The organism is Streptomyces glaucescens (genome assembly GCF_002154375.1).
GTDB classification, from domain to species: domain Bacteria; phylum Actinomycetota; class Actinomycetes; order Streptomycetales; family Streptomycetaceae; genus Streptomyces; species Streptomyces glaucescens.
On the sequence record NZ_MUND01000458.1, the window covers coordinates 1 to 22715 of the forward strand.

Genomic DNA, 22715 nt, shown 5'->3' on the forward strand with positions numbered 1-22715 from the left:
TGGCCAAGTGAAATGACGTCTTAGAGTGCAGCAGGATGGGGCCGGTCCCGAGGCCGCCAGCACCGGAAAACGGCAGCCTCCCTGGTCTGCTCGGGGGTGGTTTCGGCCCAACCAGCGTCCAGGCATCGTCGAGGGCCACGAGCGCAGCCTGACAGCCCGGCCCCATCTCACCCGGCGCTCTGTATTACATGGTGCACTTTCAGGAGCACGCCGATAGCGCTGGCCAGGGCGTCACGAACCTGCATCGGCAGCCATTCGTTCCACCCACTCACGCACCTTCACTGCTCGTTCGATGCGGCTGACGATTTCCTTCTTGGACGCCGTGTCCAAGGTCTCCGGGATCTTGTCGAAGGTATCGGGAAGGACGTCGAGGAGACCCCAGATCTGTTCGCCGGTGCTGACGGTCAGCAGTTGCTGGCACCTCCACTGCAGCGGCATCTCGGGACGGTGCGTGAGCCGCTGCACGAGCGTGGGAAACAGGTAGTGCGTCGCCTCTGGAGCGAGGTGCTCTTGGAGCCAGTCGACCGGTAGGCGCTGGCTGAAGCCGTGCATGGCGGCCTCTTGGGCCAGGTCCAGGAGCTGAGCGGTGTCGACGGCTCGGACAGTGTGGGGAAGCGTCGGGGTCATGCCGAGATGATGCCAAGAAGCTGCTGCGGGGCTGAGAGGTCAGCTGGGTTGGGATGCGATCTGCCGACGGGCCGGACCCCAGACTTCCTCGAACTCCTCGGCGGTGAGTTGTTCGGGGTTGTGGCCTTCCCATTCCGAGATGGGCAGCTCGGCTGTGATCCCGAACCTGCTGTCGTACTCATCGAGGCGGCCAGCGTCATGGGCCTGCTGCCATTCGTCGAGGGAGGCGGCTGCGATCGGTATCAGCTCTGGCCCTTGGAGTTCGACCTGGCGGGTCACCCAGCCTTCGCCGTCGACCTCGAAGTAGAACCAGATGTCTTCCTCGTCCCAGTGGCAGCGCATCCATGTGGTCACTGATCCATGATGAGGGCTTCGGGTTTCAGGAGGTCACCCCTGGTCGTGCCATGTTCTCCGCAAGGGTTTCCCGGGTGGCTGTGGCGACCTTATGGCCGAACGGCGTCAGTTTCATGGGGTGTCCGCGCTCAGCACGCTCAAGTAGTTGCTGTCCGAGGTCTTTCTCAAGCCGCTGGATCTGCTTGATGAGTGCCGCAGGAGTGACGCCGCGGGCTCGTGCGGCTTCGTGGAGCGTGGGGTAGCGAACTGCTGCTGCGAAGCGTTCCAGTCGCTGCCATGCGTAGGGGCTGGTGAGAGCCTTGCGCAGGATCGCCGGCGTTCGAGCTGCTTGTTCAGCCAAGCGAAGGGCGGAGTTGTGGCTCGCTCCACCGCGGGTCCTGATCGGGATGTGGTGCCTGTGTGCCCATCGCTCCATGTTTGCGCGGCTCATGCCTCTCTCCCGAGCGTGCTCAGGCCAGACCGCGTAGCGCGGCCAGTCTCGCACCGCTGGCGGTGGGCGGAACGACTGGTAGAGCACCGCAGCAACGTCCACCGCCTTCGTCGACACCGGGGTGAGGCGGATCCCAGTGATGCAGCGGGTGTACCGATCCATGCCGACGCTCAGCTCGGCCTGCACCCACCGCAGCGTGAACGGGTCGAAGGCAAACACGTCCAGCCTGGTGGAGTCCATCAGTAAGTACTCGCCCGGCCTGGTCGGCCGCAGCCTGCCGTAGGGCCCGTCCGGCCGGTCGGCGATGTCCCGGTTCCGCTTCGTACTCAGCCGGAACAGCGGGTGTTGGTCCTCCAGTTCCTCGAGGAGCCGGAAGGCCGTGGCCCGACTGGGCTGCGGCACGGCGTCCGGACCGAACCGCGCGATCACACGGGCCCGGGTCCGTTCGATCACCATGGTGCGGGACGGCTTCGACTCTCCTGTGTGTTCGACCATTACCTCCCTGGCCGTCTCCACCCACCGGTCGTCCACCTTGGTGGCCCGCCCCCGTGCCGGCCGTCCGGCGGCCGCCAGACCCGCCTCGCCGCCGCGGCGGTAGTCCCGCACCCACCGCTCGATGGTGCGAACGGTGACGCCGATTTCAGCCGCCTTGCTCGCGTAACGGTCACCAAGCGAGACGTCAGCCAGGTAATCCGGCCTCGGCTCCCCGTCCGCCGCCAGCTCGGGCGTTCCGGACCGGTAGCCCGTGAGGACCTCACGGATGTGGGCTGCCCGCTCTCGTACTCCGTCTTGGTCGGTCTCCGGCAGCTGGCTCAGCACCACACCAGCGATGTCTTCGTCATCGTCACCGGACGGCCCGGGTCCCTCCGGGATCACGCGAGCCCGGTCAGACAGCAGCAGCTCCTTCACGCCCAGCCGAATCAACTTGCCTCGGCCGTCCTTGAGCACTGCCTCATTGCCGTTCGAGGTGATCGCCAGCTCGATCACCTCGACGGTCTCACCGTCATAGCGGAACCGGGTGCCGACCCCCACGCGGGCTCCGGCCCGGCTCACTGCGGGACCTTCAGGACATGGCGGCTGCTGATCGGTGTGCTCAGGTCGGTGACCACCTCTCCGGCCCAAAGAAGATGCAGGGCCGCGGAACGGAGCTCCTCCCGTTCTCGCTCCGGATGCCGTTCACCCTCGAAAAGCCAGTCGCGGCGATACCCAGCAAGGAACCGTACGTTCTCCAGTTCCGCTGGAGGCGGCTCACTCCAGACGACGTACTGCCATCCGCGCGCTTCCACCACCCGACGGGTCCAGGCGAAGGTGAACGCCACCTCCCGCTTGGTCACCCGATGCATCGGCTTGACGTCCACAACGACCGGACCGTCTCCGGTGATCAGCAAGTAGTCAGGGATGTGCCGGCGAATCTTCCCCTCGACGTCGGCTTTGAGCAGGAACGGCTGCGCCTGGATGCGGCGAACAGACGGGGCGAAGTCATCGAACAGCAGCCGGGCCAGTTCAAGACGCGACTCGTAGATCACATGGTCGCGCATGGTGGAGGACCAGTACGTACCCGAGTAGTGCTTCTGGCCCTTGTACCAACGGAAGGTTCTCCACGGAGTCACCGCCGCCAACGTGGCACTACCGGTGCTCTCCCACGGTTCGTCTTCGACCACCTGGTCCGGCGTACGGAAACTCACCACGGCCGACTCAACTGACACCAGCCACCCCCGCCCCTGCAGCAGGCCTTGATGCGATCAAGCAGTGGATGACAGCCTGGAACAGACAGCCGCGCTTGCTCCAGGAAGCCGGAGGCACTCACACGTTTGAGCGAAACACGGTCCGCGCTCTAGCCAGTCTCACGGTGGTGTCGTATCCGACATCCGTCCGACATCGGCTGTGAGATTCCGACACGGAAAACCAGGCCCTACAGGGGGGTGGGTCAGGTGCGGGCCATGTCGACGAACCGGGAGTAGTGCAACTGGCTGGCGACGGTTACGCAGGCGGTGGGCCCGAAGCGGTTCTTCTCGATGATCAGGTCAACCTCACCGGCGCGCAGGGCCTCCTTGTCGTCCGCGTCGGGCCGCTCGACCTTGATCACCACCGATGCGTCGTTCTTGATGGCCCGTGATTCGCGCATGAGGCCGTCGTCGTTGAGCTGGGAGAGGGCGATGACGTGGCAGCCGAGCTGGACGGATAGGTTTTTCAGGCCGCGGGAGACGGTGGCGACGGCCTGCTCGCGGGTGATGTTGCGGGCCTGCTCGGTCTCGACCAGCTGCAGGTAGTCCACGACCAGGAGGCCGAGGCCTTCGGCGCGGGCACTGGCCCGGGCGGCGGAGGCGATGTCGCCCAGGGATGCGCCGTCGGGCCGGTAGACCCGCAGCGGCAGCTTCTGGAACAGCTTCGGCCCCAGGGCGTGGATGATTTCCCAGCCTTCCGGGGTGAGGCCGCCCTGGTGGGTGAGGTGGTGCAGGGCGATCTTCCCCTCAGCGGCGGCGATCTTCTGCATCAGCTCGGTGCTGCTCATCTCCAGCGAGGAGAACAGCACCGTTGCGCCCGTCTTGGCGGCGGCAACGGCCATGTTCAGCGCGAGCGTGGACTTGCCCACGCCGGACTGCGCGGCCACCACGGTCACGTTGCCCGGGTGCATGCCGGAGGTGAGGGTGTCGAGGTCGGCGAACCCGTAGGTCAGGCCGACCCGCCGCCCGTTCTGAATGTCTTCGGTCTCCGCGACGAAGTCGAGGTAGAGGTCACCGACCGCAGGCGGTGCTTCGTGCAGGCCCGGAGTGCCGGCGACGATGTCGGTGAGCTGCTGCTCGACCAGGGCGCGCACCTCGCCCTCGTCGCCGACCTCGCTGAAGGCGTACTCAAGGATGCGGTTGGCCGACTCGATGACCGCACGCCGATAGGCCTTGGCGCGGACGATCTCGGCGTAGCGCGGCCCGCTGGCTGCGGTGGGCGCGGCCTCGATGCACACGTGCAGGTAGGAGGCGCCGCCGACACGGGCCAGTTCGCCGCGTTCGGTCAGGGCATTGGCGACGGTGACCGGGTCGACGGCTTCGCCTGCCTGGTGAACGTCCAGGATGGCGCGGTGGATCACCTGGTGGGCGGGCCGGTAGTACTCCTCGGCGACAAGGCCCGTGTCCAGGATCTCGCCGAAGAACCGGTACGAAGCGCTCTGCCGGGTGCCGGACAGCAGCAGCGACCCGATGACCGCACGTTCTGCATCAAGGTTCTGCGGCGGCACGCGGGTGAACCCGGCCGGCTGCTTGTCCTCGCGTGCGTCGAGGTCGTCACCGGGGACGTCGTGGCTTTGAGCGGGGATGCTGGTAGACACTGGAGGTCTCCTGGTCGGTGTGAGTGCTCAGGGGATCCGCGGGCCGCTCCCCTGCACGGGAGCGGCCCGCACTGCTGTCTGGTCAGATAGGCACGGTCATCGCGCAGGGCACGCAACCCTTGCGGTAGCGCTCCGGGTGAACCGGGCAGCGCTCAGCGGTGGAGCCCTGGCCCCGGTCGGCGCCGGTGACGATGGCGTAGCGCGGAAGATCCCTGATCCTCGTCGGCACCAGCGACGACGCCCGTTTGAACCCCTGCGGATCCCGGGTGACCTCCCGCGCGAGCAACGTGCGGTCGACCTCGAAGATCGACGGCCAGCCCTGCTCAGCCATCGACCGCAGCAGCAGCGGCGCGTACCTGCGGGCCGACGCCGCGCCCATGTGATGCGGCGGGCGCAGCTGCTGCAAGAACGACTCCGCGGCGTGAAGCTCCTTCGGGGCGAAGCCACCCTCCGCCTCCTCCCGCTGTGACGGAAGCGACCCCGCGGAGTCAGTGAGGGGGTAGGGGGAGGAGGTAGTTACCTCCTCCGGGGGGTGTGGGGGGTGAACCCCATTGGTACCACGTGGTTTGACCTGCGGTTTTGCACCATCGGCCACATGTGGTGATTGACCACATGTGGTCATTGGTGACATGTGGTCTGACCTGGGCTTTTCCCCATCGGCCACATGTGGTGATTGACCACGTGTGGCCATTGGTGACATGTGGTCTGACCTGCGGTAATCGTCAGGGGCGGGAATCCAGGATCCGGACTCGGGCTGGTCGGTCCGGCGCTGTGAGACGACGTACTGGATGCCGACGACCTTGCCGCCTTCGCCCCGGAGCCGGTGGGTCTGTACGTAGCCGGCCTCGCGCAGCAGTCCCAGCTCCCGGCGCACGACGTTCGCGCCGATCGGCTTGCCGTTCGCGCCCTTCCAGCCGAGCTGCTCCAGCCAGGACATCAGGAACGGGACATCAAAAGTCTGGTTGGGCGGCAGGAACCACAGCGCCTGAGCGAAAGCGATCGTGAGCGGCTGCCAGCCGTGCCCGAAGAACGTCTCTTCGGTGATCGTGACATGCGGAGCGAACTCCGACTTTTTGGTGTAAGTTGCACGGACCTCAAGATCCGCCGAACCGTCATTCTCCGGCTTCTCCGGACGCGAAGTGTCTTGCTGGTAACGCAAGGGTGGTACATCTCCCCAGGTCGGGGAGCCGTGAGCCGCGGATGTGACCAAGCAGAACACCCGGAGTAGTGGCGTTGCGCAATCTCTGGCGCATACTCTGGGTAGAGGTGACCGCGAGGGCTGCAAGGCCCACAGGTATCACCCCCGGCGAGGTCACCTCACCGGACACGACTCAAATGCTTTGGACGGCTGTGAGTCGGTACTTCAGTGAAAGAGGTCCCGTTGTGGCGACGGGACCTCTTTCGTTTTGGCTGCTGCCATCCTTCCCTATGGCCAGCGCCAGCCACTGGCGCGCAGTGCTTCTGCTTGCGCGCGGACGATGAACCGCAGCTGGCTGGGATCGGCGACCTCCGCGTAATCAGGCTGTGAAGTGGTCTGACCGGCATGTTTCCGGTAGATCCCCCCTGGAGCCGACAGCATCCAACCGTCCGAGACGGCGGCGCAGCACAGAACGGTCGCGATCGTCTCCCACGCGGGGAGCGCCGGCCAGGCCCCAACTGCCAGCAGCAACGGTGTACGCGCGGTGAGGTGCGTACCGAGCACCGGAAACGCGTTCACGTCGTACGCCGCGAGCAGCGCCTCATAGGTCAGCGGCCCCTCCGGAGGGTCGCACGGTCCGGCGACTGTGGACCCGTCCGGCAGCAGATCCAGGCCAGCGGAGATGCACCATCCCATCTGAGGGTGCTCCTCCAGCGCTGCGATGTCCCGTGCGAGGGCGCCGGGGGTCAGCGCGTCATCGGCGTCCAGCGTGCGGACCAACTCACCCGTCGCGCGAGGCAGCGCCATCGTGCGCGCGACCCCGGCCCCGCCCCTGCTCGCCATCCCCGTCGAAATCCAAGGCGCCTCCGGGAGGATCCGCAGCGGCCTGCCAGTCGTGCCGTCCTCCTGAACGAGCCACTGCACATCCCAGCCTTCCGGCAGACGCTCACGCTCCTCCCGGACAGAGACGTACGCCTCCTCTAGGTACTTGGCTCCCCCGTCGTATACGGGGGTTACCACGCTGATAATTCGGGTCATGACCACGGCTCCAGGGGGGTTTCGTAGCGCAGCTCCACGCGATCCGCGGGAAGGGGAATGTCGGTTACTTCGACAGGCGGGCCGGTGACGGAATAGCTGATTTTCCGCACACGGATCACTGGCACACCCGGCGGGATGTCCTGCTCGTCTATCTCCTCAGGGGTCGGCATGGAGGCCGTGACCCTGTCCTCGATGCGTCCTACTTCCACTCCCACAGTGTGGAGCTGATGGAGGGATCCACCCGGCCACGGCTCTCGACTGGTGTCGAAAAGGTCGGGATTGCGGCTCGCCAGATCGTGCGCCATGTACGAGACGGACCGGCCTACCCCGGCACCCCGCCTGTGCCGGCGAGTGCCGATGCGGCGCAGGACCAGTGTCCCGGGCTCCAGCCCGAGCGCTTCCGCGACATCGGCGGAGGCTGGCACCACGTCCAGCTGTACGTGGTTCTCGTGCATGGCCGACACGGATACGCCCTGGTCTAGCTCCGCTACGCCGGTCGAGCGGCGGGCGTCCTCCGGCTGTAGCACCATGTCCTTTTCCGCCTGATAGCGCGTATTTCGGCGGACTTGCTGGATGGGTTGCACCCGGACGCGGGTGGTCCCGCCAGACTTGCCTGTGAGCAGGCCGCGTTCCTTGAGTACCTGCACCGCGCGCGATGCCGTGTTTGGGGCCACCTGGTGCGCCTTGGCCAGTTCAACCACGGTGGGGAATCGGTCGCCGGGTTCGTACTCCTCCTTGATGCGCCTGGCCAGCTCATCAGCCAGCTGCTCGTACTTCGACGTGTTCGGCATGAATGCACTCTCTCACCCCGGCTGATTCCCACGCAACAACCAACGCAAGATGGAATTGCATTCCATCTTGCGTTGGTTGTTGACCATCCCTCGTGAACTGTGGCACTGTCGTCCCGGCAACGCAACCAACGCAAGATGGTTGAAGCGACTTGGTTTTGTTGCCAGTAGGACGCGGTGGCGGCTCCAGCGGGAGCACGGCTGCCGGTCGCTGCTCATCAACTCCATACGTCTGGCTGACCGTCGCTTACAGGCGCGGCCGGGGTGACGAGTACGACGCGGTCCCTCGGAGCACAGCCAGGTGTGCCACCCGCAGCCGTTGCGCTGCCCGCCCACCGCAGCTCGCCCGCTTCCACAGGGCGGGGCTGTGGCGGTCGGAGAACGCAACAGCAAGGGAGATGAACGTGCGTCACAACGGACGTGCACCTTTGAAGGCCAGCCAGATGCGGCCTGAACACCTCAGCCTTCGTGAGGGCGAGCCACGCCTGGTGGTCTGCCCGGACTGCGAGACCTGGCGCCGCCTCAAGCGGGGGATGATCCTGCCGCACCGCGACGGCCGCCCTGTCGAGAGGACCAAGCCCCGCTACTTCGGCGACAAGCCAGCCGGTGGCCGCCGCTGCGACGGCAGCGCACAGCGCATCGACATCGACCTCACTCCCGAGGAGTGGGGCGAGAAGCTGCTCGCCGCCGACAGCACAGCGACCGTCCGCCGGTCCGCCCGTCAGCACCACAAGCCGCTGCCCGCCCCGGCGACGCAGGTGCACCGCATGGCCTCCATGCCCGGCCCGAGCGCACGCCTGCTGGCCGCACGGACCCGGGCCCGTGACGCAGTCAACACGCATCGCAGTGAATGCAAGGTGTGCCGGACCGGGCGGGCCCGCTGCCCCGTCGGCCGCGAGCTGGAGATCCGCATGGGGCACACCGACGCCACGGTGCGACTGGCACATGAACAGCATGAGAGTGCGCTCCGGGCCGCGGCCGCGCTGACCATCCCGCGCGCCCAGCAGTGGCGCCGGGTGGCCTCCGGTGTGAACCGGGCCGACGAGCGGCGCAGGAAGCAGCCCGCCTACGACGTTCCGCTGGAGAGCCGACCGGTCCCGCTGGCACCGAAGAACGCCGAGGCGCACGACCGGCGCCAGGCCGAACTGGGCAAGCAGTACACGCGGAAGCACCCGGGCACGTCAGCAGCCTGACCGCACCACGACGATCGACCACGGCCGTCCCCACCTCGTCTCCCGGTGGGGGCGGCCGTGGCTGCTCGTACGACAGCCACCTGCAAGCGGAGTGCGCAGGACGCACTCAGACGAACCCCCAGGGATGCAGCCCTGGGGGTTCTTGTCGCAGGTCATTTCTTCGGAGAGGACGACCCGCATGCACAGCATCCCACCCTGCCCGAGCGTCCAGGACGAGATCGGCCCCCGCCTCCCGGGTGCCATCTACGCCAACACGGACGGCTGCTTCGAGGTCCTGGCCCTCATCACCAATCCGACGGACGCCGCACAGATGCTGCGCCGGACCGCTGCTCGATGGGCGGTCATCGTCCGCGACACCCTCCGCTCCGACGGCCAGCCCTTCGCGGTCGGCTCCGTCTGGACGGTGTCCGACTACCTCATCCGCCCCGCCAAGCAGGCCCAGCTCGCGCCGGCCGCCTGACCTACCTCCCAGCCGCAACAAGCCAGTCCGCAAGGAGAAATGACCATGGGCGAGAGCTTCGAGGACCGCATGTTCATGGAGGGCCAGGCCGTCTATGCCGCCATCGAACGGGGCGAGATGGCCGGACCGGCCGCCGTGGAATCCGCGCTGATGGACGGCCACGTCCGCGCCTCCGGCGCCGACGACCAGGACTGACGGCCTGCCACGGTCCCTCTCCCACCCCACCAGAGCGTCAGGGGTGGGAGACGGGCCGTGGCTGGCCGTCCGGCCAGTCACAAGGTGACAGCCCCGGAAGGTCAGAGCTCCGGGGCTGTCCGGTCAAAGGAACAGATGGAGGCCCCCTTGACCACGACGATCATGACACGATCCGCGGCCGGTGCGACAGGGACCGCAGTCGATCCGGAGTACGCGTGCGAGCGGTGCGGCACCTGGCACTCCGGTACCTGCTCGGCCCTCGCGCTGCGCCAGCTCGGCGTACTCGTAAACCGCATGGTGCGCGAGTGCGACGCCCGTGTCCCCGATGAGCGGCGGGCGCGGCGCACGCTCCAGGAGATGGCGCCCGGCTACGAGCGGCAGCCGGTACTGACCCTGTACCGGCCGGTGATGGCGGACGACGCGTGCCCGGTGTGCGGGCGGTGGTCCTGCAAAGGCGGCAGCGACTGCCCGCCCGGCGCAGCACCCGCCCCCGCTGCGTCGGTGTCCGTTCCGGTGGTGACGGGCAGCGGCGGCTGGCAGTGCGACCAGTGCGGCCAGTGGTTCAGTGTCACCGCCGAACTGCCCGCCCCGGCGACCGTCTGGACGTGCAGCGCCTGCAGTGCTCTCGGGCTGTGACGGCACACCTCAAACAGGCGGCCCGGGCAGCGCAGCAGCGCGCTGCCCGGGCCGCCGCCACGGTCGGCTCCCACCACCCGCTGGCCCGTGTGCTGCTCGTGGCTGCCGCGATGGCGGCCGCGGCGGCCTGGGAGGCGGGCCACCGCGTCCATGACCTACACCCGCCTCGCCCACGCCACGAAAGGGCACCTCGTGCCTGACGACCTGCACCAGCGCTACCAGGCAGCCGCCCGTGCCCACCGGGAGCACACCAGCGGCTGCCCCGCCTGCACCGACCGCGCCCGCTGCCCCGCTGGCGAGCGGCTGTGGTCGGCGTTCGAGCGGCTGCAAGACGCCTACCTCGCACGCCAGCGCAGCAAGCGCACCCGCTGAGCCATCCCGCTCAGCCGACATCGCCACCTCTGTCGGCTGCCTCCCACGCCCGTCCCGGCACGCCCCCCTCGGCGGCCGGTACGGGCGAGGCGAGGGGAGCCGGACAGCCCGGACCACCACCCTGAATCGAGGCCCGCATGCCCACGACGACGAACGCCCCCGCCCCCGCCGCGCTGTTCAGCGAAGCGACACTGCGCGAGGCGGCCAGGATCACCGCCGACTCCTACCAGCCGCTGTGGACCGGCCCGTCCGGCGAGCAGTCCTCCGGCGAGGCCGTGGCCCGCCACCTGGAGGCCACCAGCGCCCTGCTCGACAAGGACGGCTGGATCCGCGTCTACGACTACGGCAAGGACTGGTCGACCGGCGCGCACCTCGCCGCCGACGACTCCATGACCGTCAAGGACATGCTCCGGGCGCTGCTGCGCTTCGTCCGCGACGAGAGCGGCACCGAACCGCACCGGACCCTGTCCACCGCCCTGCGCCACGTCGGCGAGGCGGGCGAGGCCGGAGACACGGACACCGCCAGCGTCGCTGGCTACGTCCTGGACCGGGTGATCCAGGCCCACACCGGCTCCGACTCCGCCCGCGCCACCCCCTGGTCGGAGCGGCAGCACCGCACCCACGCGGACATCACCGCCCTGCTGATGGCCGGCGCCCGCTTCGCCCGCACCTACGGCCCCCGCACCACCACCGGGCGGGCAGCCTAGCCGCGCTCCAGGAGGTCCCTGTGTCCCACACCATCCCGTTACGCGCGCCCCTGGACGAGTCCGGGCTGCCGCGCAAGGAACGCACCGCCCCGACGGGCGGTCCCGCAGCACCGCGTCCGCACACCCCCGCACCTCGTCAAGGAGATGGCATGCTCGACACCTTCACGGTCCCGTATCAGCAGGTCCTCGAACGCATCACCCCGCACCTGCCGCCGTACCTGCGGAAGATCGAGCCGACCCCCTACGGCCGCGTGCGCTTCGAGTTCGCGCCGTTCACCGGCTGCGAGAAGGAGCCGGCCAAGCCGGACTCGTACTACGACGACCCGCGTCTGGCCTACGTGCCCGAGTCGCAGGACGCGGCCGAGCACCGCATCCGGACGGTCGCGCGGAGCGTCCTGGACGACCTGTACGAGCAGGCGCGCCAGCAGTGGAAGGACGTCGCCTACGTCGCCGACCTCCGCAAGAACGTCAGGGACGCACCCGACCGCTGGCGCGCCTACGAGCGGGAGGCGAAGGCGATGGAGGCGGCCTACGCCTACCTGCGCACCCCGCAGGCCGCGACGGAGTGGCCGGTCGCGATCTCCCGCCTGGTCGACGCGCAGGACCGCACCCGGGCCGCGGCCGTCGCGTTCGACGAGCGGGCGAGGGACATCGCCCACGTCCACGACCACCACCTGTACGCCGACCTGAGCCGCGACGAGGCCCTTGCGCGGGCCGGTTACCCCGAGGCCAAGGACTGGCACGTCGGCGACGGCTTCGGCGGCCACTTCCACAACGGCCTCACCGGCAAGGTCGACCGCCTCATCCAGGAGCAGGAAGCCCACCTCGCCAAGGTCTGCCGCCTGTCCGGCACCACCACCTGATCACGGCACGAGAGAGGAGCGACATGAACAAGATCATGAGCATGCGGCCGTCCCCGCGCGGGACGGTGCTCACCATCCTGGGAGTGATCACCCTGGGCGTGGCCATCCTGTCGGTGGCCGTCTCCTACGACATCCTCGAACCCCGCTTCGGCGCATGGGCGGTGCCAACCGTCGGTGCTCTGGACGCTCTGTGGGTCGTCTTCCAGGCCACGGAGGTGCTGGCAGGCAACAACCGCGCCCGCGCCCGCCGCGTCCGGGGCGCCGGGCTGGCCCTGACGCTCGTCAACGCGGCCATCCCCACGGCCGAGCTGATCATGTCCCGGACCGACGGCTTCGACCTGGCCGTCGTCCTCACCCCGATCGCCATCGTCGCGACCAAGGTCGCATGGTGGCTCGCCCTCCCGTCGCTCGGGCGCAAGACGTCGCCCGAGACCCGTCAGACGATCGCCAGCAAGCGCCAGCAGGTCGCGGACCAGCTGGAGGTGATGGAGGCCGAGGCCGCCCACCGCATCGAACTGCTGGACGTGGCCAAGGACCTCCAGATGCGCGTCACCGAGGCCGAGACCGCCTACCGCAAGGCAGTGCTGGAGGCACAGAAGAAGATGACGGAGGAACTGCACGAGACGGCCGAGGCCACCGCCCAGACCGTCCAGGAGAAGGCCCTGCCGGCCTCCGTCGCGGCGATCGTCCTGCCAGAGCTGGGGCAGTGGACGCCGAGCGCGCCCGCCCTGCCCATCGCGCCGGACCGTGACGCCACCGGCACGCCCGCCATCGGCCGTGACACCAGCGGCACGCAGGTCAGCGCGGGTGCGGACGCCGAGGCGGCACGCCCGGCCGAGCACACCGTCACGCTCGATGAGCTGGCGGCCGTCGCGGGTGTGCCGGTCCCCGAACCGGGCGTGCCGCTGAGTGACGACCAGATGGCCGTGGTGCTGCGGCACCTGCGCTACTCCGACGACCCGCCCCTGTCCTACCGCAAGGCCCGCGCCGACTACCGCGGCGCCGGGTTCGTCGGCAGCGAGGAGCGCGTGCGTCACGTCTGGGGCACCGTCCTCGCGGCCGAGGACGGCGAGGAGGCGTCCGAGGACGCCGACGACAGCGAGGACGAGGACGCCGACGCGGACGCCTGACAAAGGGTGCCCGCCCCGTTTTGTCCGGCACCACCAGTGAGGGCCAGCCCGCCTGTGCGGGCTGGCCCTTGCTGCGACTGCCGGAAGCCAAATGCGCAGTCGACCAGTGCAGACCCGGCGAGTGACCCGGCGAGCGGATCGAGCGTTCGCAGACCCGGGGGAGCAGACCCGGCGAGCACGGTGAAGGAATTCCCTGGAAATCGAATGTGTGTGCGGCTATGGTCGCCCGCCCGTCCATGATCACCGAAGGAGAGGGGTGTGGGAAAGAAGAAGAACTCGCAGGTCAGTGAGGACATGGCCGGGCAGGCGGCAGGCGGCATCGGTGTCCTCGCCATCGTGTTCGGTGTCCTCGCCGCCATCAAGGACAAGCTCGGCCTGTCATGGCCGGCCACCGTCCTGCTCACCGCCGGGGCGCTGGTCGCCCTTGGCTACGGCGCCTGGCGGATCAGGGCCGCCATCGTGCGCCTGGTCGCGGGCGAGCGGCCCGCCATGAAGGCCGCTGGGGACGCCTCTACGGCTCTGGCGCAGGACGCGCTGATTCCTGAGGGGCCTGCCCGGGACGAGGTTCTGACCCAGGCGCTCGTCGCGAGCGGCGTCATCGGAAAGGACCAGTTCATTCGTGCGGACGAGTCCGTGGTGACGCCGCTGCCTCACGGGCTCGGCAACCGGTACGAGTTCCAGGTTCCTGTCGGGCGCACCTACAAGCACGTGGCCGCCAAGGCCGGTGAAGTGGCCGGCGCCCTCGGTGCGACCCGGCTGCGGACGCAGGTCGAGCGCGGCGAGCTGAGTGAACGCGACGTCGACATGACGGTGCTCGCGAAGCCGCCGTTCACCGAACCGTTCGCCCCGCCGACCAAGGAAATGATCCTCGCGCACGAGGGCATTCCCTTCGCGCACAGCATGACCGGTGAACTCGTCGGAATCGACGATTTCTCAAAGGGCGCGCTCTTCGTCGCCGGTATGACCCAGACCGGTAAATCGACGCTGACGATCGCCCTGCTCACCTGCGCCTACATCGCGTACGGGCCCGACCTCGATGTCTACCTCATCGAAGGAAAGCCCGGAGCCCTGGTCCGCTTCGAAAAGCTGGCGGTCCGCTACGAAGCATCCAGCAAGACGTCCGTATTCGACTCGATGGTGTGTGAACTGCTCCAGAAGCAGCAGGAGCGGTACGAACTGGATAACGCGGCAATGCGGGAACGCAAACCCAAGCCGCGCCACCGGCAAATCCTTTTCATCGCAGACGAGGTAGCCGACTACTACGTGAGCGACGGAAGCAACGAGTCGCGAAAAGAAAGGGCGCGGCTCGTGAAGAACTCGTCCGAGCTGGTGCGAAAAGGCCTGGAATGCGGAATCACCGTCGTCATGATGACGCAGCGGCCTTCTGACAGGGCTGTTCCGGTCGAGGTACGTGACCAGTTCAAGAGGCGCATCTGCCTCTATGTCTCCGGAAAGGGAAGCGCAGAGGTCGCGCTCGGATCGGACTATTTCAAGACCGAGTCTCCGATCCACCCCGCACTGATGGACGCCAGCATCCAAGGTCAGGGCGTCTACTTCGACGGCGTCACCTCGAAACTCATCCGAGGCATCCGCTTCGATGACGAGTTCATCTGGCAAGTCGTTGATGACGTCGCGGCCCGCAGGGAAGAGCGCGTCGAGGCGGCACCAGAAACGCCACTCAAACAGGCAATCGAGCTCATGCAGGAACGGGGCGTTGAGTTCATCAGGAGCGCGGAACTGGGCCCGGTGCTTGGAATCGAGGAGACCAGGCCCGGCGAGCTTGGAAAGGAGCTCAAAGAGCGGCTAGGGGTCGCTCCAAAAGCAACGAACCAGGGGCGTGGCTACAAGCTCGCCGACCTCAAGCAAGCCGCGCTGTCCGGATCTTGACCCGTCATGGCAGTCCGTCATGGGTCCGTCATGGGTCCGTCATGGCCAGGACCGCATGACGGACCCATGACGGACCCCAAACGGACCGCCATGACGGACCTGACCAGCGAAAACATCAGAGGGGAGGGGAAGCCCTTGAAAGGCTCTACAGCGGCCGTCATCGGCGTAGGAGCGACCGCGGCCGTCATCGTGGCCGCGCTCGTCCAGGCCGCCGGCGACGACCCGGTGGCGAGCGCGGCGCTCAGCATGGCCGTACCCGCCGAATACAGGAATCTGATCGAGGAGGCAGGAAACACCTGCCCCGAGGTCAGCCCCAATCTGCTCGCCGCACTGCTCACGCAGGAATCGGGTTTCAATCCAAAAGCGAAGAGCCCGGCTGGCGCGCAGGGCATCGCACAGTTCATGCCGTCCACGTGGGAGAACCACGGAATCGACGGCAACGGCGACGGAAAGCGTGACATCTGGGATCCCGAAGACGCGATCCCGTCATCCGCCAAGTACCTCTGCACCATCGCTGACGACGTCAAAGGCGTCCCCGGTAACAAGCAGAACAACATGCTGGCTGCTTACAACGCGGGAAGCGGCACCGTCCGCGAGTACGGTGGCGTTCCCCCGTACAAGGAAACACAGAACTACGTCCGATCCATCACCGCCCTCGCCAATCAGCATCCGGGCGGCAAAATGGCAGACACCGGGCAGGCCGCCACCGCAATCAGCGCGGCAAAGGGAATGATCGGCTCCCCGTACTCATGGGGCGGCGGCAATGCAAGCGGCCCCAGTACAGGAATTTGCTGCTCCCCCGGCGGCCAGAACGGAAACACTGTCACCGGGTTCGACTGCTCCGGCCTCACGCTCTACGCCTACGCGAAAGCAGGTATCACCCTGCCTCGCACAGCAGCCGCACAGTACGCGGCATCGGAGCCCGTCAATCCCGGAAATGTGCGCCCCGGAGACCTTGTCTTCTACGGCGCGAGCGCTACGAGCATTCATCACGTCGGCATTTATGTCGGCGGCGGCTGGATGATCGACGCGCCCCGCCCGGGCGAACAGGTCCGCTATTCCCCGCTGGACACGATGCGCGACCTTTTCGCCGTCGGCCGCCCCACCTCACACGCCAACAAGGAGATCTGACCCATGCGCAAGTTCACCCTCGCCAAGCCGATCGACATGTCCGTGGGATTCAAGGACTTCTTCGACACCATTGGCCTCACCGGCAGCGGCTTGGTCACCAAGGGCATCGCTGCCGTGATCACCATCATCGCGCTGCGGATGCTGTTCCAGCTCAACAGCGACCCCCAGAGCGCCCTGCGCAAGGGATCGATGGCCGTCGGCACGCTGTTCGTCGCCGTCGTCCTCGCCCTGTACGGCGACACCCTGTTCTCGACCGTGACCGACGCCAAGGGCTGATCACATGCCGTTCCGAGCAGACGAAGACCCGTGTGACGCCCTCAAAGGGACGCCGGGATACGAGTACTGCGCGAGGGACAACTCCGGTGGCGGGCCGCCCGACGGGGGCGGCTCGCCCGCCCCTGGCGGGGGCCAGGGCGTCACCGACGGAGCCGTCACCAGCGTGCGAGACCTCGCCGAAAGCCTCATCAGGACTCTGGAGGGGCTGCTAGCCCCGAAGGAGACCTGGGCGCCGGAGAAGGCGGACAACTGGCTCTACAGCCAGTTCCTGTGGCTGGGCCAGCACCTGGCCGTCGTCATCTTCATCTGCGTCGTCGTTGTGTGCGCCCTGACCGCATGGCAGGGCGCACCCCGCCTCAAGCAGATGGGAGCGAGCACCGGATGGACGCTCGCCGCCGTCGTCGGCATGGCGTCGATCCCCGGCGCCGTCATGCTGCTGAACGAAGCCGTAAGCGCCGCGTTCCACACCATGTTCAGCAGTAGCGAATCAACCCTCTTGGGCACGATCGCCAAAGACATGGATGACGCAGCGGATGCGAACAATCCGTTGTCGGTCCTGCTGATTCTGGCCGCGTTGGTAGTTGCTCTCGCCTTCGCGGCGTTGGTGTTCATGGCCCGCAACCTCGGCATCCTGATGTTCGTGTGCATGGCCCCGCTGGTACTGGCGTCGCTGGCCCGCGGCGGTGACACGTCGGCGGTCTGGGCGTGGGCGCAGCGGCTGCTGGGGCTGATGTTCGCCCCGATGGCACTGCTGCTGCTCAGCCCGTTCATGAAGATGACGGAGGGGGCGCTCGTGATGGACGCCCTCGTGCTGGTGGTCGCGGATGCCTTGATGCTGCGGATGATCTTCCACGGTGTGCCGTACTTCGGCCCGAGGGTGGCCCGTGGCGCCCGGGCGCTCGTGGAGCGCAGGACCGAAATCCCGCTCGCGCGGGCGGTCGTGCGGGCCGGCGCACCGGACGTCTACGAGCAGGAGACGACACCGCGCGGGCCGCGCACGGTGGACACCCCGCGCCGGGCCATGTCGCAGGACAAGGGCGTGCTGTTCGCCGCCTACGGCATCAAGCAGCGTGAGCGGCCGGGGCGGCTGACGACCGCGTCGGCCTCGCAGAAAGCCGCGCGGGATGCGGCCCGTACCGCGCAGATCCGGCAGGCACGCCAGCAGGCGCGCGCAGCTGCTCAGCCCCCGGCGGGCAGGCCTGCGGCGCCGCAGCCGCGGACGCCTGCTACCGCCCCGCAGCCTGCGCCCGGTCAGCCGGGCAATCCGTAAGTCCCACCCGGCCCCGGCGCTCACCTGCTCCGCCCCACTGCGGCGGCGAGGTGAGCGCCGGGGCCGGTCCCATCCTTGAGGAGGAAATGCCGTGTACTCCCTGACGCCCGGGTACCGCGTGCCCGCTCTGCAGCGCGGTCTGAGCCCTGTCGAGACCCTGATGACGAAAGCCAACATGGGCGTTGGGGGCGCCGTCCTGATGTCGGCGATGCTCACCCCGCCCCCCATCTGGACGTGGGGCGCGGTCGGTGCCACCGCCGCGCTGCTCAACATTGCGCCGGGCCCGCGCTCCGTGGCCCGGTGGGCGGCCGTCGGTTACCGGCGGCTGCGGGAGCGCACCGCCCCGGCCGCCATGACCGCCAGCCCGGGAGCGACCACCACATGGACGCTGTACCCGGAGCACGGCACCATGCAGGACCCCCAACTGCGTGCCGCCTGGCACGAAGCGTTCTCCCGCGCCCTCGCGTTCGCGGGCGACCAGGCACGCACCGCGGGCATTCAGGTGCACGTCACGCACCACACCACCGTCGGCGAGTACACCGAGCACACACAGACCCTCTCCGTCCACGTGCCGAAGGGACTGGTCGGGCACCCCGCTCGTGTCGTGGAGACCCTGGCGCACGAGTTCGCCGGCCTCGGTGTCCTCACCCCCGTGGAGCCCGAGCCTGCCCCGGCCGTGGTCGAACGCGGCCCGGGATGGGTCGGCCTGGACGACGACCGCTACGCGGCGACCGCGCGGATCACCGCTTGGCCCGACGAGACCGACGGCGACCTCATGCCGAAGCTGCTGCTGGGCCAGGGCGCCGACGAGCGCTCCCTGTCCGTCCTGTACCGGCCGCTGCCGACGGGGCAGTCCCGCCGGTCCGCGAAGTGGCAGCGCGCTGCCAGCGAAGCCTTCGTCACCGACAAGATCAAGGCCGACGCGCACGACCTCGCCAGCAGTGCGACGCACGGCGCGCTCGTCCAGGGCGCCACGCTCGTGGACATCGACGCCTACCTGACGGTGTGGGGGGACAGCCCGGAGGCCGTCACTGACGCCCGCTGGCAGGCGTCCCTCATGGCCGACCGGCACCGTATCCGTCTCGACTGGCTCCCCGGCCAGCAGCACCGCGCGTACGTGATGACCACCCCGCACGGAGCCTCCACCCGGAAAGGGGCGATCCTGTGATCCGCCTGCCCTCCAGCCACGCCGCGATCACCGCGCCGCTCGTCGCCTCCAGCACCCGCTTCCCCGGCATCCCGATCGGCCGGTCGCTGCTGGACGGACGACCGTTCCACCTCTCCCCCGTCCTGACCGACGACCGTGTCCTGCCGTCCACGAACTCGCTCGCCCTGGGCGGTCTCGGCTCCGGCAAGAGCACGACAGCGAAGGCCCGTGCCCGCCGCGAAATCCTCGAGCACGGCCACCAGTACGTCGTGATCGACAGCTTCGGGGAGGACAACGCCGGCGAGTGGGCGCCCCTCGTCCGCGCCCTCGGGGGCCAGGTCATCGAGGCCGGCTCGTTCACCCTGAACCCCGTCAGCGAGATGCTCCCGCGCGAGGTCCGCGAGCAGCTTGTCCGCTCGCTCATCGCCGCCGCGGAGCCCCGCGCCCTCACCCACCAGGCAACCCACGCCCTCCAGCACGCTCTGAGCCACCCCAAGGCCACGTCGCTCAACGGCCTGGTGGACGCCTTGGTCCAGCCGGAAGACGGACGCTGGCCGGCCGCGAAGCTGACCGAGTGGGGTGAGGGCGCCGCCATCGCCCTGTCCCGCTACACCGAAGGCAGCCTGCGCGGCCTGTTCGACGGCGACACCGCCAGCCTCCCCGACACCGACCTGCCACTCATCTCCTTCGACTTCTCCCGCCTGGACCGCAACAGCCCGGCGATTCCGTCGCTGATGGCCGCGGTGGCGTGTTGGGCAGAGCACGTGTGGCTGCGGCAGTCGACCGCCATTCACCGCCACCTGGTCCTGGAAGAGGCGTGGCAGATCCTGCTGTCGCCGGCCACCAGCGAGCTGATCCAGCGACTGCTGAAGAACTCCCGCAAATCCGGGCTGTCGCTGGACGTGGTGATGCACACGCTGTCCGACCTCGGCAACGGGCCCGCGCAGGACCTGGCGCGCCATTGCGAGGTCGCGCACGTCGGGCGCCTCGGGCCCGAGGAGGCCGCCATCGTCGGCGCCCTGCTCAACTTCCCTGACTGGGCCATTGCCAAGATCCCGACCCTGGCCCCGGGACAGGCGGTATGGAAGGTCGGGCCCGACTACGTCGACATCGTTCAGACGGTGATCAGCGCAGACGAGGCCCAGCTGACGGACACCTCGTCCCGGCGCCGCATGGCACAGCAGGCACTGGCCGTCGACCAGGACACCGCAGAGTCCGCGGCTCCCGCCGTCGACAGCGACGACGACCAGGACGACGACCTGTTCGCCAAGACTGATCCTGCCGGTGACGATGACGGCGAGTGGGGCTGGGAGATGCCGCCCAACGTCATAGACTCCCGCCACCTCGCCGCCATCGAGGCCGCACGGGAAGGGCGGTGCAACGAGGCCGCCAACCTGGCCGCTCTCGGAGAGCGCGAGGACATCACCGCCCACGGCATCAACTCCATTGAGGCCATCTCCTGGCTGTCGACCCGCGCCAAGGTGGCCGAACTGTGCGGGAACCTGGACCAGGCGGTCCGGCTCCGCGCTACCGTCGCCCGCATGGGGAACGTCGAATGGTTCGAGCAGACAGCGAGCGACAGCACATCACCGCAGTGGCACCGCGGACCCCAGCTGACCACGCCCGAACCGCTGACAGATGATGCACCGTCGGTGAAGCCGCGCCGACGCACCTGGCCCTACCTCGCCGCGATCGCCGCCCTGGCCCTCGCAGCCGGAGGCGTGTGGCAGAACGCGCAAGACGACAAGCAGGCCCAGGAGCGCCAGGAGAAAGCCGCCGCCTACAAGGGAGTATCGGCGACGGAGCTGAACATCGATGGGGTTGAGACTGAAGCCAGGGCAAAGTGGAGTAGGGACGGCCAATCGGTTGTCCTGTCAGTCTGGGTCGACTGGGAGGAGCACCCGAAGCTCGTTCGGATCGACTCCGGTGATCAGACGGCCCAGGAGAAGACAGTTCCACTAGAGCCGGGACAGATCCCCATGCCGATCCGTCTGGAAGTGAAGGTGCCGGTCAAGGACCGCCATCAAGCCGTCCAGATGACTGTCGCCGTGGGAGGCCCCCAGTGGGAAGAGGGCTCTCGGGCCCCGCGCCGCACGATCGAGTTCCGCCCGGACCGGACAGCCATCGACACCGAGACCGGCAAGCCGCTCAGGCAGCGCCAGGTGCGGCTGCTGTGACCCGACCCTGTGCGCGTAGCTGATGCCCCGTACCTGATGGTGCGGGGCATCAGCGTCTCACCACGTCATCCTCCGGACGCTCCGCCTGGTCCTCGCCCGCCCGCCCCGGCGCGGTGCGCGAGGACCGGTCAGGCCGTCCGGCCTCACGCACGACCATCCCCTTCCCCCAGCGATTGGAGAACACGTGGCCGTCATAGGCGTGCTGCGGGAGCCGAGCCCGCCCACCTGGTGGCAGGCGAACCGGCACAAGGTCTACGGCACTGCCGGACTGCTGATCGGCTACATGATCGGCAGCCACTTCCCCGGCGCCACCGACCAGCAGCCACAGCACCCCCGCCCGGGCCACAGCACTCCCGCGCCGTCCACGCCCGGCCAGCACCGCACCGAAACGGCCCTCGGCTGACCACCTGACCGCACCCGCACAGCGCCGCGCCCCTCCGACACCAGCACGACGTCGGCGGGGCGCCGTGCTGTCCACCGACACCTGGAGGTACCGCCCGTGCTTATCCCCCGCCCGCGCCGCCGGATCGGCCGGCCTCGCCCGCAGCGCCCAGGCACCCGCTACCCGCACCGCCCCGTCCGGCTCCCCGGCCCCTGGAATCCACGATGAGCACCCCGGCCGACAAGTCGGAGGACCTGGTCGACGTCGACCCGTACGACGACGGCAGCTTCCCCCAGTTCCGGTTCAGGCAGGCGCCCAAAGGGCTCGCGACCCGCCGCCAGTTACGGGCGATGGGACTCAGTCCTGGAGGTCAGGAACCCGTCGCGCAGCTGGTCTGGCGGCGCGGCGCGCATGGCCTGGCTGTACCGCGTCGACCTCGCGAGGCCAAAGCGGATCCCGACCCTCGCGCAGAAGAGGGCGCTGGACCGCGCCATGGCCGCGAGGCAGACCTGCCCGGCCTGCCGCCGCCGCTACCAGCACGTCCTGCCGCTGCGCCCGCTCGGCTCCTGCCTTGAGTGCTACGACGGCACGCCCGCCGACCCCACCACCTACACCCTCCCGCCCGGCCACACCCTCGCCGCCTAGGAGACGACGCGATGTCCACACCGACGACCACTCCAAGCCTCACGGACAAGAACCTGGAAGCCGCCCTGGTGACCGTCCAGACCGAGATCGCCCGCACCGACAGCAAGGCCTCCTTACTGCTGGCCTTCAACGGCGCCGTCCTCGCTGGCCTGAGCACCCTCGCCAACCACGAACTGCCCACCCACACAAAGGCGGCCGGCGCCCTGGCCGTCGCCGCCCTCGGCACCGCCGCAGTGCTGCTGCTCCTGGTCGTCCGTCCCCGCCTCGGCGGCCACGACCACGCGTCCTTCCCCTACTGGGCACGCCTGGACGAGACCGAAATTCGCGCTGGCATGACCAGCGACACCCGAGCCGCCCGCATCCGAGTCCTGTCCGGTATCGCCGTCGCCAAGTTCCGCCAGCTGCGCCGCGCTGTCGACTGCGTCCTCGGGGCACTCGGGTTCCTCGCCCTGGCCGCGATCAGCGCCCCGCTCTAGGTCCTGTCTGACAAAGGATCTTGGTTGGGTTCGCGGAGCCAGAGGATGAGTGAGGCGAGGTGGACTCCGGC

Annotated in this window: 25 protein-coding genes; 17 read left to right on the forward strand and 8 right to left on the reverse strand. The window is 68.5% G+C overall.

The genetic code is table 11. The annotated features are described in order from the left end of the window. Positions 1-231: 231 nt before the first annotated feature. From CCN42_RS27595 to CCN42_RS27635, 8 genes are all read right to left on the reverse strand, one after another. Positions 232-627, reverse strand: a complete 396-nt coding sequence (locus tag CCN42_RS27595; protein WP_086739655.1) for a hypothetical protein — start codon at positions 625-627, stop codon at positions 232-234. Positions 628-666: 39 nt separating this feature from the next. Then, entirely contained in the window at positions 667-969 is a 303-nt protein-coding gene (locus tag CCN42_RS27600) for a hypothetical protein (protein ID WP_086739656.1), read from the reverse strand. A 37-nt stretch (positions 970-1006) separates the two neighbouring features. Further along, complete coding sequence (locus CCN42_RS27610) at positions 1007-2443, reverse strand: helix-turn-helix domain-containing protein (RefSeq protein ID WP_245877485.1); 1437 nt, start codon at positions 2441-2443, stop codon at positions 1007-1009. Between the two features lie 17 nt (positions 2444-2460). Then, the gene (locus tag CCN42_RS27615) at positions 2461-3072 is read right to left on the reverse strand and encodes a TnsA-like heteromeric transposase endonuclease subunit (protein WP_086739687.1); all 612 of its coding nucleotides are present in this window, start codon (positions 3070-3072) and stop codon (positions 2461-2463) included. 266 nt (positions 3073-3338) lie between these two features. Further along, a complete protein-coding gene (locus tag CCN42_RS27620; protein WP_086739657.1) occupies positions 3339-4733 on the reverse strand; it encodes a DnaB-like helicase C-terminal domain-containing protein in 1395 nt (464 codons plus the stop codon). Positions 4734-4815: 82 nt separating this feature from the next. Further along, positions 4816-5892: a hypothetical protein gene (locus CCN42_RS27625; protein ID WP_086739658.1), complete on the reverse strand. Its 1077-nt coding sequence runs from the start codon at positions 5890-5892 to the stop codon at positions 4816-4818. Positions 5893-6159: 267 nt separating this feature from the next. Next, positions 6160-6909, reverse strand: coding sequence for a glycosyltransferase family 2 protein (locus CCN42_RS27630; RefSeq protein WP_086739659.1), 750 nt, complete (start codon positions 6907-6909; stop codon positions 6160-6162). Next, positions 6906-7700 (reverse strand): GntR family transcriptional regulator, encoded by a 795-nt coding sequence (locus CCN42_RS27635; protein WP_086739661.1) that lies wholly within the window; start codon positions 7698-7700, stop codon positions 6906-6908. The genes CCN42_RS27630 and CCN42_RS27635 overlap by 4 nt, the downstream gene beginning before the upstream one ends. Positions 7701-8140: 440 nt before the next feature. Between CCN42_RS27635 and CCN42_RS27640 the strand changes: the two genes are divergently transcribed. The 17 genes from CCN42_RS27640 (at position 8141) to CCN42_RS27720 (ending at position 22644) form a co-directional block, all read left to right on the forward strand. Next, positions 8141-8890 carry a hypothetical protein gene (locus CCN42_RS27640; RefSeq protein ID WP_143662026.1) on the forward strand — a complete coding sequence of 250 codons (750 nt, stop codon included), beginning with the start codon at positions 8141-8143 and terminating at the stop codon, positions 8888-8890. A 178-nt stretch (positions 8891-9068) separates the two neighbouring features. Further along, on the forward strand, positions 9069-9350 hold the full coding sequence (locus tag CCN42_RS27645; protein WP_211294811.1) for a hypothetical protein: 282 nt from the start codon (positions 9069-9071) through the stop codon (positions 9348-9350). Positions 9351-9395: 45 nt separating this feature from the next. Beyond that, complete coding sequence (locus CCN42_RS42735) at positions 9396-9545, forward strand: hypothetical protein (protein WP_158102136.1); 150 nt, start codon at positions 9396-9398, stop codon at positions 9543-9545. 147 nt (positions 9546-9692) lie between these two features. Beyond that, positions 9693-10181 (forward strand): hypothetical protein, encoded by a 489-nt coding sequence (locus CCN42_RS43845; RefSeq protein WP_211294812.1) that lies wholly within the window; start codon positions 9693-9695, stop codon positions 10179-10181. 150 nt (positions 10182-10331) lie between these two features. Further along, positions 10332-10553 carry a hypothetical protein gene (locus CCN42_RS27660; RefSeq protein WP_245877486.1) on the forward strand — a complete coding sequence of 74 codons (222 nt, stop codon included), beginning with the start codon at positions 10332-10334 and terminating at the stop codon, positions 10551-10553. A 137-nt stretch (positions 10554-10690) separates the two neighbouring features. Then, the gene (locus CCN42_RS27665) at positions 10691-11260 is read left to right on the forward strand and encodes a DUF6197 family protein (protein ID WP_086739669.1); all 570 of its coding nucleotides are present in this window, start codon (positions 10691-10693) and stop codon (positions 11258-11260) included. 149 nt (positions 11261-11409) lie between these two features. Next, complete coding sequence (locus CCN42_RS27670) at positions 11410-12123, forward strand: hypothetical protein (protein WP_086739670.1); 714 nt, start codon at positions 11410-11412, stop codon at positions 12121-12123. 23 nt (positions 12124-12146) lie between these two features. Further along, the gene (locus CCN42_RS42740; RefSeq protein ID WP_086739672.1) at positions 12147-13253 is read left to right on the forward strand and encodes a hypothetical protein; all 1107 of its coding nucleotides are present in this window, start codon (positions 12147-12149) and stop codon (positions 13251-13253) included. Between the two features lie 258 nt (positions 13254-13511). Further along, entirely contained in the window at positions 13512-15140 is a 1629-nt protein-coding gene (locus CCN42_RS27680) for a P-loop NTPase family protein (RefSeq protein ID WP_086739674.1), read from the forward strand. Between the two features lie 90 nt (positions 15141-15230). Beyond that, positions 15231-16271, forward strand: coding sequence for a C40 family peptidase (locus CCN42_RS27685; protein WP_245877487.1), 1041 nt, complete (start codon positions 15231-15233; stop codon positions 16269-16271). 3 nt (positions 16272-16274) lie between these two features. Beyond that, positions 16275-16547, forward strand: coding sequence for a hypothetical protein (locus CCN42_RS27690; protein WP_086739675.1), 273 nt, complete (start codon positions 16275-16277; stop codon positions 16545-16547). A 163-nt stretch (positions 16548-16710) separates the two neighbouring features. Beyond that, positions 16711-17817, forward strand: coding sequence for a hypothetical protein (locus CCN42_RS27695; protein WP_086739677.1), 1107 nt, complete (start codon positions 16711-16713; stop codon positions 17815-17817). 91 nt (positions 17818-17908) lie between these two features. Beyond that, positions 17909-18985 (forward strand): hypothetical protein, encoded by a 1077-nt coding sequence (locus CCN42_RS27700; RefSeq protein ID WP_086739678.1) that lies wholly within the window; start codon positions 17909-17911, stop codon positions 18983-18985. Next, a complete protein-coding gene (locus CCN42_RS27705; RefSeq protein ID WP_086739680.1) occupies positions 18982-21141 on the forward strand; it encodes a hypothetical protein in 2160 nt (719 codons plus the stop codon). The genes CCN42_RS27700 and CCN42_RS27705 overlap by 4 nt, the downstream gene beginning before the upstream one ends. Positions 21142-21325: 184 nt before the next feature. After that, a complete protein-coding gene (locus tag CCN42_RS27710; RefSeq protein WP_086739682.1) occupies positions 21326-21544 on the forward strand; it encodes a hypothetical protein in 219 nt (72 codons plus the stop codon). A 390-nt stretch (positions 21545-21934) separates the two neighbouring features. Further along, positions 21935-22168: an RRQRL motif-containing zinc-binding protein gene (locus CCN42_RS46225; protein ID WP_422641194.1), complete on the forward strand. Its 234-nt coding sequence runs from the start codon at positions 21935-21937 to the stop codon at positions 22166-22168. An 11-nt stretch (positions 22169-22179) separates the two neighbouring features. Further along, entirely contained in the window at positions 22180-22644 is a 465-nt protein-coding gene (locus CCN42_RS27720) for a Pycsar system effector family protein (RefSeq protein ID WP_086739684.1), read from the forward strand. The last annotated feature ends 71 nt before the right edge of the window (positions 22645-22715 follow it).

What these genes read in the sequence shown, in the direction of transcription:
- CCN42_RS27630 (WP_086739659.1), bottom strand. Translation starts at nt 6,909, where the DNA reads ATGACCCGAATTATCAGCGTGGTAACCCCCGTATACGACGGGGGAGCC.
- CCN42_RS27665 (WP_086739669.1), top strand. Translation starts at nt 10,691, where the DNA reads ATGCCCACGACGACGAACGCCCCCGCCCCCGCCGCGCTGTTCAGCGAA.
- CCN42_RS27600 (WP_086739656.1), bottom strand. Translation starts at nt 969, where the DNA reads ATGCGCTGCCACTGGGACGAGGAAGACATCTGGTTCTACTTCGAGGTC.
- CCN42_RS46225 (WP_422641194.1), top strand. Translation starts at nt 21,935, where the DNA reads ATGGCCTGGCTGTACCGCGTCGACCTCGCGAGGCCAAAGCGGATCCCG.
- CCN42_RS27640 (WP_143662026.1), top strand. Translation starts at nt 8,141, where the DNA reads ATGCGGCCTGAACACCTCAGCCTTCGTGAGGGCGAGCCACGCCTGGTG.
- CCN42_RS27685 (WP_245877487.1), top strand. Translation starts at nt 15,231, where the DNA reads ATGACGGACCTGACCAGCGAAAACATCAGAGGGGAGGGGAAGCCCTTG.
- CCN42_RS42735 (WP_158102136.1), top strand. Translation starts at nt 9,396, where the DNA reads ATGGGCGAGAGCTTCGAGGACCGCATGTTCATGGAGGGCCAGGCCGTC.
- CCN42_RS27660 (WP_245877486.1), top strand. Translation starts at nt 10,332, where the DNA reads ATGACCTACACCCGCCTCGCCCACGCCACGAAAGGGCACCTCGTGCCT.
- CCN42_RS27670 (WP_086739670.1), top strand. Translation starts at nt 11,410, where the DNA reads ATGCTCGACACCTTCACGGTCCCGTATCAGCAGGTCCTCGAACGCATC.
- CCN42_RS42740 (WP_086739672.1), top strand. Translation starts at nt 12,147, where the DNA reads ATGAACAAGATCATGAGCATGCGGCCGTCCCCGCGCGGGACGGTGCTC.
- CCN42_RS27720 (WP_086739684.1), top strand. Translation starts at nt 22,180, where the DNA reads ATGTCCACACCGACGACCACTCCAAGCCTCACGGACAAGAACCTGGAA.
- CCN42_RS27645 (WP_211294811.1), top strand. Translation starts at nt 9,069, where the DNA reads ATGCACAGCATCCCACCCTGCCCGAGCGTCCAGGACGAGATCGGCCCC.
- CCN42_RS27690 (WP_086739675.1), top strand. Translation starts at nt 16,275, where the DNA reads ATGCGCAAGTTCACCCTCGCCAAGCCGATCGACATGTCCGTGGGATTC.
- CCN42_RS27595 (WP_086739655.1), bottom strand. Translation starts at nt 627, where the DNA reads ATGACCCCGACGCTTCCCCACACTGTCCGAGCCGTCGACACCGCTCAG.
- CCN42_RS27635 (WP_086739661.1), bottom strand. Translation starts at nt 7,700, where the DNA reads ATGCCGAACACGTCGAAGTACGAGCAGCTGGCTGATGAGCTGGCCAGG.